The organism is Cryobacterium frigoriphilum (genome assembly GCF_004403305.1).
In the GTDB taxonomy this organism is placed as follows: domain Bacteria; phylum Actinomycetota; class Actinomycetes; order Actinomycetales; family Microbacteriaceae; genus Cryobacterium; species Cryobacterium frigoriphilum.
Genome location: NZ_SOHE01000030.1, coordinates 20,818 through 28,822, shown reverse-complemented (window position 1 = coordinate 28,822; position 8,005 = coordinate 20,818). Strand labels below are relative to the sequence as shown.

Annotated in this window: 6 protein-coding genes and 1 pseudogene; 3 read left to right on the top strand and 4 right to left on the bottom strand. The window is 61.3% G+C overall.

Annotated features, from left to right (window positions below):
• The 3 genes and pseudogenes from E3T55_RS20600 to E3T55_RS06930 all read left to right on the top strand — a co-directional run.
• Positions 1–197, top strand: a pseudogene (locus E3T55_RS20600) (restriction endonuclease subunit S); the annotation flags it as partial.
• Positions 197–3,271: a type I restriction endonuclease subunit R gene (locus tag E3T55_RS06935; RefSeq protein ID WP_134518848.1), complete on the top strand. Its 3,075-nt coding sequence runs from the start codon at positions 197–199 to the stop codon at positions 3,269–3,271. The pseudogene E3T55_RS20600 and the gene E3T55_RS06935, both read left to right, overlap by 1 nt.
• Positions 3,272–3,374: 103 nt before the next feature.
• Positions 3,375–4,415: a toll/interleukin-1 receptor domain-containing protein gene (locus E3T55_RS06930; protein ID WP_166791704.1), complete on the top strand. Its 1,041-nt coding sequence runs from the start codon at positions 3,375–3,377 to the stop codon at positions 4,413–4,415.
• A 128-nt stretch (positions 4,416–4,543) separates the two neighbouring features.
• Here E3T55_RS06930 and E3T55_RS06925 read toward each other — a convergent pair whose 3' ends face one another.
• The 4 genes from E3T55_RS06925 to E3T55_RS06910 all read right to left on the bottom strand — a co-directional run bounded on the left by E3T55_RS06925 (position 4,544) and on the right by E3T55_RS06910 (position 7,990).
• Positions 4,544–5,290 carry a TIGR02391 family protein gene (locus E3T55_RS06925; protein ID WP_134518846.1) on the bottom strand — a complete coding sequence of 249 codons (747 nt, stop codon included), beginning with the start codon at positions 5,288–5,290 and terminating at the stop codon, positions 4,544–4,546.
• 83 nt (positions 5,291–5,373) lie between these two features.
• The gene (locus E3T55_RS06920) at positions 5,374–6,525 is read right to left on the bottom strand and encodes an alpha/beta hydrolase family protein (protein ID WP_134518845.1); all 1,152 of its coding nucleotides are present in this window, start codon (positions 6,523–6,525) and stop codon (positions 5,374–5,376) included.
• Positions 6,522–7,541, bottom strand: a complete 1,020-nt coding sequence (locus E3T55_RS06915; RefSeq protein WP_174775440.1) for a DUF6545 domain-containing protein — start codon at positions 7,539–7,541, stop codon at positions 6,522–6,524. The genes E3T55_RS06920 and E3T55_RS06915 overlap by 4 nt, the downstream gene beginning before the upstream one ends.
• Positions 7,538–7,990 (bottom strand): ImmA/IrrE family metallo-endopeptidase, encoded by a 453-nt coding sequence (locus E3T55_RS06910; protein WP_241992923.1) that lies wholly within the window; start codon positions 7,988–7,990, stop codon positions 7,538–7,540. Before E3T55_RS06910 ends, E3T55_RS06915 begins: the two co-directional genes overlap by 4 nt.
• Positions 7,991–8,005 lie beyond the last annotated feature (15 nt).

The following is an 8,005-nucleotide window of genomic DNA, read 5'->3' as shown; positions in this document are numbered from 1 at the left end:
GTCAGTTTTCTCGCATACGTCTTGTGGCCCCACCACTCACCGAGCAACGACAAATCGCGGAGTATCTAGATCGCGAGACCCAACACATTGACGCGCTCGCAACCCAGGCGCGTCGGATGGTCGAGGTCCTGAAGGAGCGCCGCCAGGCCCTGATCAGTGCCGCAGTCACCGGAAAGATTGACGTGAGGGGCCTCTGATGGCAGACCACAACGAGAAGCCGTTCGAAGACGAACTCGTCAACCACCTGCACGCCCACGGGTGGCTCTACTCCCCCACCAGCGCCGGCTACGACAAAGAACGCGCGCTCTTCCCCGACGACGTGTTCGGCTGGCTTGAAGATACCCAGCCCGAGGTGTTGGCGCGGGCGGTGAAGCCGGGTGATGCGGCATCCGTTCAGCAGAAGTCGCGCGATGCTCTGCTCGACCGGCTGGTGAAGTCCCTCGACGCGCCCTTCGACAGCGTCAACGGGGTGCAGGGCGGCACCCTCTCGGTACTGCGCCGCGGATTCAAGGCCACGCCACTGTCATTTCGCATGGCGCAGTTCAAGCCCGTAACCGCGCTAAACCCTGCGACCACCGCCGATTACGGCAAGATGCGCCTGCGAGTGATGCGGCAGGTGTTCTATTCCACCTCAAAAACGAAGAGCATCGACCTGGTCTTCTTCGTCAACGGGCTGCCGGTGGCGACGCTCGAGCTGAAGACCGACTTCACCCAGAACGTGCAGGACGCGATCTCTCAGTACCGCACCCACCGCAACCCCAAGGGCGAGCCGCTGCTCTCGTTCGGGCACCGCGCGCTCGTTCACTTCGCCGTCAGCAACTCCGAGGTCTTCATGACCACGCACCTGCGCGGCCCGGAAACCTTCTTCCTCCCCTTCAACCAGGGCAACGAGGGCCGCGCCGGCAACCCGCCCAACCCAAACGGGTCGGCGACGTCGTATCTGTGGGAGCGAGTGTTCCAGACGGATGCCTGGCTCGGCATCCTGGGGCAGTTCATGCACCTGCAGGTCGAGAAGAACATCGACCTCGTCACCGGCGAAGTCGAGACCAAAGAGACCCTGCTGTTCCCCCGGTTTCAGCAGTGGGAATCCGTCACGAAACTCATCGAGACCGCCCGGGTCGAAGGCCCGGGCCACAGGTACCTGGTGCAGCACTCCGCGGGGTCCGGCAAGACGAACTCCATCGCCTGGACCGCGCACCAGCTGTCGACGCTGCACCGGCCCGACGGCAGCAAGGTGTTCAACTCGGTGATCGTCGTCACCGACCGTACCGTGCTCGACACCCAACTGCAGGACGCGATCAAGCAGATCGACGCGAAGACCGGCGTGGTCGTCGGCATCGAGAGCGGCAGCGGCTCGAAAGCCAGCCGACTCGCCGAAGCGCTGCTCCACGGGGTACAGATCATCGTCGTCACGATCCAGACGTTCCCATTCGTAATGGATGAGCTCGACAAGTTGACCGGCACGCTCGCCGGGCGTAGCTACGCCATCATCGCCGACGAGGCGCACTCCTCCCAGACCGGCGGCACGGCCAAGAAGCTTCGACAAGTGCTGGGCGCTTCGGAACTGGCCGACTTGGCCGACGGCGGTGAGGTCGATGCGGAGTCGGTGCTGGCGGCGGAGATGGAGTCCCGCGCGAACGCGACAAACATCTCCTACTTCGCCTATACGGCGACGCCGAAGGCGAAGACGCTGGAGTTGTTTGGGCGGTCTGTGGACGGGTCGCTGCCGCAGGCTTTTCACCTGTACACGATGCAGCAGGCCATCGAGGAGGGCTTCATCCTCGACGTGCTGCGCAACTACACACCCTACAAGGTCGCGTTCAAGCTCGCCCACAACGGCCAGGAGTACGACTCCGAAGGGCCGCTGGTCGAGAAGACGCAGGCAGTGAAGGAGCTGATGCAGTGGGTGCGGCTGCACGACTTCAACATCACCCAGAAGGTCGCGCTGATCATTGAGCACTACCGCGAGAACGTGGGCTGGCGCCTGAACGGCAAGGCGAAGGCCATGGTCGTCACTGGATCCCGGAAGGAGGCCGTGCGCTACAAACTCGCTTTCGACGACTACCTGAAACGCACCGGGCACACGGATGTCCGCGCGCTCGTCGCATTCTCGGGCGAAGTGTTAGAGCCTGAGCTGTCGCCGGAACCGTATACCGAGATCAACATGAACCCGCGGTTGAAGGGCCGGTCTCTGCCAGAGGCGTTCAAGACCGACAGCTTTCAGGTGATGCTGGTGGCCAACAAGTTCCAGACCGGGTTCGACCAGCCGCTTCTGGTGGCGATGTACGTCGACAAGAAGCTCAGCGGTGTAACGGCCGTGCAGACGCTGTCCCGCCTCAACCGGATGGCGAAGGGCAAGGACACGACCTTCGTGCTCGACTTCGTCAACGATCCCGAAGTCATCCGCGACTCGTTTGAGCCGTATTTCAAGGACGCACGGCTATCGGCTGTGACGGACCCGGACATCGTGCACGACATGAAGGCCAAGCTCGACTCCTCCGGAATCTACGAGGAGCACGAGGTTGAGGCCGCAGCCATGGTGAAGGTGCTGAAGAAGGGCAACAACGCCCTGTCGGCTGCTGTCGCGCCTGGTCGCGACCGCTTCAACAAACGCTACGGGGCCGCCGTTCTGGCTGGAGACGCCCTCGAGGTCGACAAGCTCGAGCTGTTCCGTGGTGACGTGACCGCGTTCGTGAACGCCTACGACTTTCTCTCCCAGGTGATCAATTACGAAGAGACCACGATCGAGAAGCACGCCATCTATTTTCGGGCACTGAAACAGGTCATCCGCGAAACAACCCGGCGCAGCCCGATCGACCTCGCCGGGGTGGCCCTGATCGGGTACGGCATCAAGAAGCACGACACCCTCGACATCGCCCTCACCGACGAGGTCGAGCTCGACCCGCTCTCGGCGACCGGATCAGGCAAGCCTGTCGACCCGGCGATGACCCGGCTGATGGAAGCCGTGGAGCAGCTGAACCAGCTCTTCGACGACGACACCTTCACCAAAGTCGACACGATGGCGTTCCTCACGCATGTGAAGGGCAAGGCCGCGGAGAACGACAAGATCAGCACCCAGATCTCGGCCAACAGCGAGCAGCAGTTCCTGTCGAGCCCGGACCTCGGCAGCACGGTGACGGATGCCATCATCACCTCGGGTACCAACTTCGAGTCGATGGTGGCCGAGGCCCTGAACAGCGACTCGAAGCTGGCCAAGATCATCGAACTAATCGGGCGGGCACTGTACCGGGACGGGCGCGAGGCCGCTTAACCGCAACTTCGTAAGCAACGCCCTGACCTTAGTCAATCACGCTTGGTCAACATCAATTTTAAGTGCTGCGGTCTCTGGGCCGATGAACACCGACGGAGAGTCAATGGGAAGCGTCAGTCGTAACAAAAAATGGAGTGTGGGCACGGAGTCTGTCGATGAGATCGTTGGGCGCATTGAGGGATTCCTCGACAACGAAATCTACGCTGACCATCAAGTCTCGAGCAAGGATTACAGTCTGTACCACAAGGATGGACATTTCTTTAGGGTCGCAGACTTGCCAGAAGCGCGCAGATACTTTTCAGGCCCACTTAAATCGTTGATTCTCGGGTATGAGGTAGCTCCGGTTCGGCCGGCGGCAGGTGTCACCCGCGTCGACTTTAACGTTGCGGCGCACAACCCAAAGTCCGTCACGCTGACTTGTACCCTTTCAGGCTCGAATGATGACGCTACACATCGAGCATTCGAACGATTAGTCGCGCGCGTTGACCGTCAATTGCCCAGATGGCTAGCGTCCACCGAACCAGATGGAGTAGAGGCACTCACCGAGGAAAGACGCGGTGCGACGGGCATTGTAGCCTACAAAATCAACAAAGATGGCCAGAATTTCGATGATGTGGACCTTGCGCTTCAGACGACAGGTCGCCGGCTCCAGCGTGTGTTTATTTCATACTCCCACGACAGCGAAGAACACAAACGCTGGGTCGCTCGACTCGCCATGTCACTCGGATCTCTTGGCATCTGGGTCATCCCCGACCAGTATCTGTCCCTCGGTTCGAACCTGCCCTTGTTCATGAACGGTGGGATGATCAATTCTGATCGTGTGATTGTCATCTGCACACCCAGATATGTGGACAAAGCAAATCAAGGCAATGGGGGCGTTGGATACGAAAGCACGATCCTGACTGCGGAGTCGATGAACGACATGGCTTCACCTCGAATCATCCCGGTCATTCGCGATCAACCAAACAAGCCGCAGACGCCTATTTTTCTCAGCGGGCGCCTCTTCATCGATTTTACAGACGACAATGAATATGAATTCCATGTCGATGTCTTGGCACGGGACGTACTTGGATTGTCAAATCGACCGGCGCTTCGGGGGCGCTCAGACAGCCCAGTTCTCACGGGAAAGCCTGAATCGGTTTAGCTTTTCGGGGCCTCGCGGGGCCCGGCATGCATGAATCCGGCAGTCGCCGGGGAGTCGGCCCTAGAGGAATCGGCCCAGCACGAAGGAAGCACTGCCCGCTGTAGATCAATCCACGCGGGGGAGTCCTTCTAAGCCTGGATACTTTTTTCCACCTCACCAGCACCGTGCTCATCATCCTTGTTTTCCACAGAGGCACGATCGATCCAACGCGAGAGGAGGCTGAACCCAGCTAGAGCTTCAAGGGCCTCCGGCTTGCCGATCTGATGCTCAGCAAGGTCAACATGATTCAGCGGGTTTCTTACCGCTGAGTAGAGCCCGCGGCCGAGCGACCCAGCACCGCGATGGACATCCCTAAAGAGATCTGGATTTGTGTCGTCGCATAACCGCAGACGCGGCCTCCCTGCCTCCGGAGGGTGGATGCTAAAACATTCAGCCAATAGCTTGGACTCGCCTATGTCCCGGCGATCAACCTTTTTCTGGAGTCGGGAATTGACGTTGACCGCCGCAGCCCAAACGGCCGCATCGTGATTCCCACTGACCCAATGCGGCCTCGCCGCGTCCCAAACCCAGGGGTGCATTTGACTCCCGGTTATGGAGGGCGCTGGCTCCGACAATCCGAGTTTGTCACGAACTGTGTCGCCGCTGGTGAGCTCCCAAATCAGCAAGTGAACGAGGTCTTCTCCCCTCATCCGGGGGCGTTCCTGATACGTTGCGTCCGCAATAGCGTGCACAACATGCTCGATATCTCGGAGCTCGTCAGCTGAGCCGCGAGCTCGGGTCTTTTTATTCTGCCGAACTTCGTGAATAGGAAGGGCGATTCTCTCTTTGAGATGAATGTATTTCCGCAACTGCTCCAAAGCCCAGTCGATATCCATGTCTCGAGATTACCCAACTGTGAGACCGTCACGTTCACAATAAACTAATCCGCGATTTCTCTAGCCGTCCCGTGCCATAAACTTCAGCCGGTCATTGCTAGCGAGTGCAGCCAAGTAGAAACGGCTGCACGCCATCCCTCCCTAGCCGAGTTCCAGCTCATCGTGTGATCCGCTGGGAATGACTCAATGCCCACGGTTTCAGGACGAAGTGCCCCGAGGCCAGCCGAGAGTTCAAACGGCGATGACGTGTCCGACATACCGTGAAGAATGAGAGTCAGCACGCTTGATTCGTCCGCACGGGCAATCCAGTCAAACTTGTGCAGGGCGACGGGGTTCTCCAGACCGATTACCCGGACCAGTGGACAGCAGGTGAGCCACGGCAGGGCGAGGGCGCCGGTCCAGGCCGGCAGGCCCGACCGCACGCAGTTGAACTCGATGGTCGAGACCCAGTCCAGCACGGGTGAGTCGAGCACGAGACCGACAACGGTGTCACGAAGCCTTCGATCGGCAGCGAGCTGGAGTGCGATGGCCGCGCCCATCGACCACCCAAAGAGGACCACTCGAGCGGCGCCGTTCTCTCGGGCATAGGTCAGGGCGGCACGCACGTCCTGAACCTCGGCGGCGCCGAGTTCAGATCTGCCGGTGCCCACGATCGGACCATCGCCGTCGTTTCGATAGGTCACGACTAAGGACGTCATTCCGGCCTCCGAGGCGACTTGCACGCCACGTAGTGTGCCCGCGCGCGTGCTTCCGAGGCCGTGAATGTGGATGGCCCACGTGCGCGATGGCCCCTCCGGAGAGTTGATGAGCCAAGCCGGCGCGGGGCCGACATCCGTTGGCACGACTACGTCCGTTGACTGCAAGCCTGCATCCGCTGGAGTCTCAAAGTAGATGCCGCTCCAGGACGCTCTTTGGCCCGCCGCCAAGTCCTCGCGGGACTGCCCCACGATCTCACGGCCGACGAGGTGCGTGCCGCGGTCTTCGACCTCGGGCGCCAGCTTGACCCAGTTGCCGGTCTCCACGATCAGGCAGTAGTCCCCGTGTGAAGCGGTGCTGGGCAGACGATCGAGGATGACGACGGGTCGCTCCCCCGAGTTGTCCACTCTTCGAATCGTGAGGTCGTACTTTCGCTCACCCACCGGGGCCGTCAGGCGCCTCGCGATCACCAGGCCGAGTCCAGCGAGGCCTACGCCAACGGTGACCACCGCTCCCGCCAACACCCAGAGGAGTCTCATCGTTGCTGCAGCCCTTTTTCGGTAGCCGCCGGTGATGTGATCGCTGCAGACTCGGTCGGCCCGGCGCCAAGAAGGTGCCGTTCGGCGCGCTCGATGAGTTCCCGCTCTCGGTCGCTCACCTCGAAAGATACCCGGGTGTCGATCATCGCGTCACGGATCTCGACCACTTGGCGATGCAACAGCGTCTCAAGTTCGTCAGTGGGAACCGCGGCCTCCTCGATCTGACGGATTCCCGGCCGCATCGTCGTCGCTGCTTCCCAGATTGGCTCGAGCTCGGCCACGAGCGTCCGAGTCGCCCTCGCGCGAGATCGCGCTTGCCAGGCGCGGGCGGCGGGCTGGCCGGCGAACCCGAGGCAGAGGAACACGAACGTGAGCAGGTGCAGCGGTTCATACGCCACGGACACAGCTCGCATGACCGACAGGTTGCCAACGACGTGGGCTATATCCAGGGCGATGACGACGGCGCTCAGCGCGATTCCGCATCCGCTGCCGAAGAGCAAGGACGCTGGCGGCCACTGCTGCAGTCCCCCGATGGTTCGCACCTGCCGCGCAGCGAGCGCCGCCATCGCGGAGAGCACGATGGCGTAGTACGCGAATTGAATCATCGAGTAGGCGGCTGCGGCCGGTTGCTCGCCGAGATCCAGCATGAAGCTGGTGGTGGTGACTCCACGATCGATGAGGGTGAACATGGCCACCGCGCCAGCGAGCGCGACCATGAGCGCGAACCGACCGAGTGCGTGCCGCACTGTCCCCGACGGATGCTCGGAGGCCTTCATTACCCCGCGTCCCAGGAAGAAGATGCCCACCATCAGAGCGACATCCGCAACGAGGGTCACGGTGTTGGTACCGCCGGCGAACCGGTCAAGTGCCTCGTAGGCCTGGTCGGTGTTCAGAGTTGTCGCGATTGCGATCGTCAGCGCGGCCCAGGAGATGTTGCGCTCGGCCCGACCGCGTCGCAAGATCAGCAGGCTCACGACGAGCAGCCACATGAGGCCAGCGATGAGGAGGGTGATCATCCGAAGATCTCCTGGTATCGCGACGATTGCTGTGCCGATCCCCTGATCGCTGCGGCGAGGTGATCGGCGAGCGTCTCCGCGAGGACTTCCTCAGCGGTGTCCAGATTCTGACGTCTGAGCAGGCGGCGACGCGTCTCTGCGGGAATGTCCGGCAAGAGAAAGTCGGGACCGTCGGGATCAGCGTCGATCTCGTGCCCGAGGATCATGTGCGCCAGTTCGTGCAGCACGAACTGCTGGCGATGGAGCACGGAATCAGTGCGCGCGTGAACTATCAGGTCCTCAGCATTCGTCGACAACAACACGGCGCACAATCCGTTGCGATCGCTGAGATCCGTCAGCTCGACGATTCGCAACCGCCGTTGCCGGCGTCGCTGCACGGCCGCGACCAGCTCGTCAAACGTGAATGTCTCCCCCAGGGCGAGTTCGTCAACTGCAGCCGACACGCTCACTCCGCTGTTCACGAT

Bases quoted from the DNA above. Each gene is read 5' to 3' on its own strand.
- E3T55_RS06935 (WP_134518848.1), top strand. From the start codon at position 197: ATGGCAGACCACAACGAGAAGCCGTTCGAAGACGAACTCGTCAACCAC.
- E3T55_RS06915 (WP_174775440.1), bottom strand. From the start codon at position 7,541: ATGATCACCCTCCTCATCGCTGGCCTCATGTGGCTGCTCGTCGTGAGC.
- E3T55_RS06925 (WP_134518846.1), bottom strand. From the start codon at position 5,290: ATGGATATCGACTGGGCTTTGGAGCAGTTGCGGAAATACATTCATCTC.
- E3T55_RS06920 (WP_134518845.1), bottom strand. From the start codon at position 6,525: ATGAGACTCCTCTGGGTGTTGGCGGGAGCGGTGGTCACCGTTGGCGTA.
- E3T55_RS06930 (WP_166791704.1), top strand. From the start codon at position 3,375: ATGGGAAGCGTCAGTCGTAACAAAAAATGGAGTGTGGGCACGGAGTCT.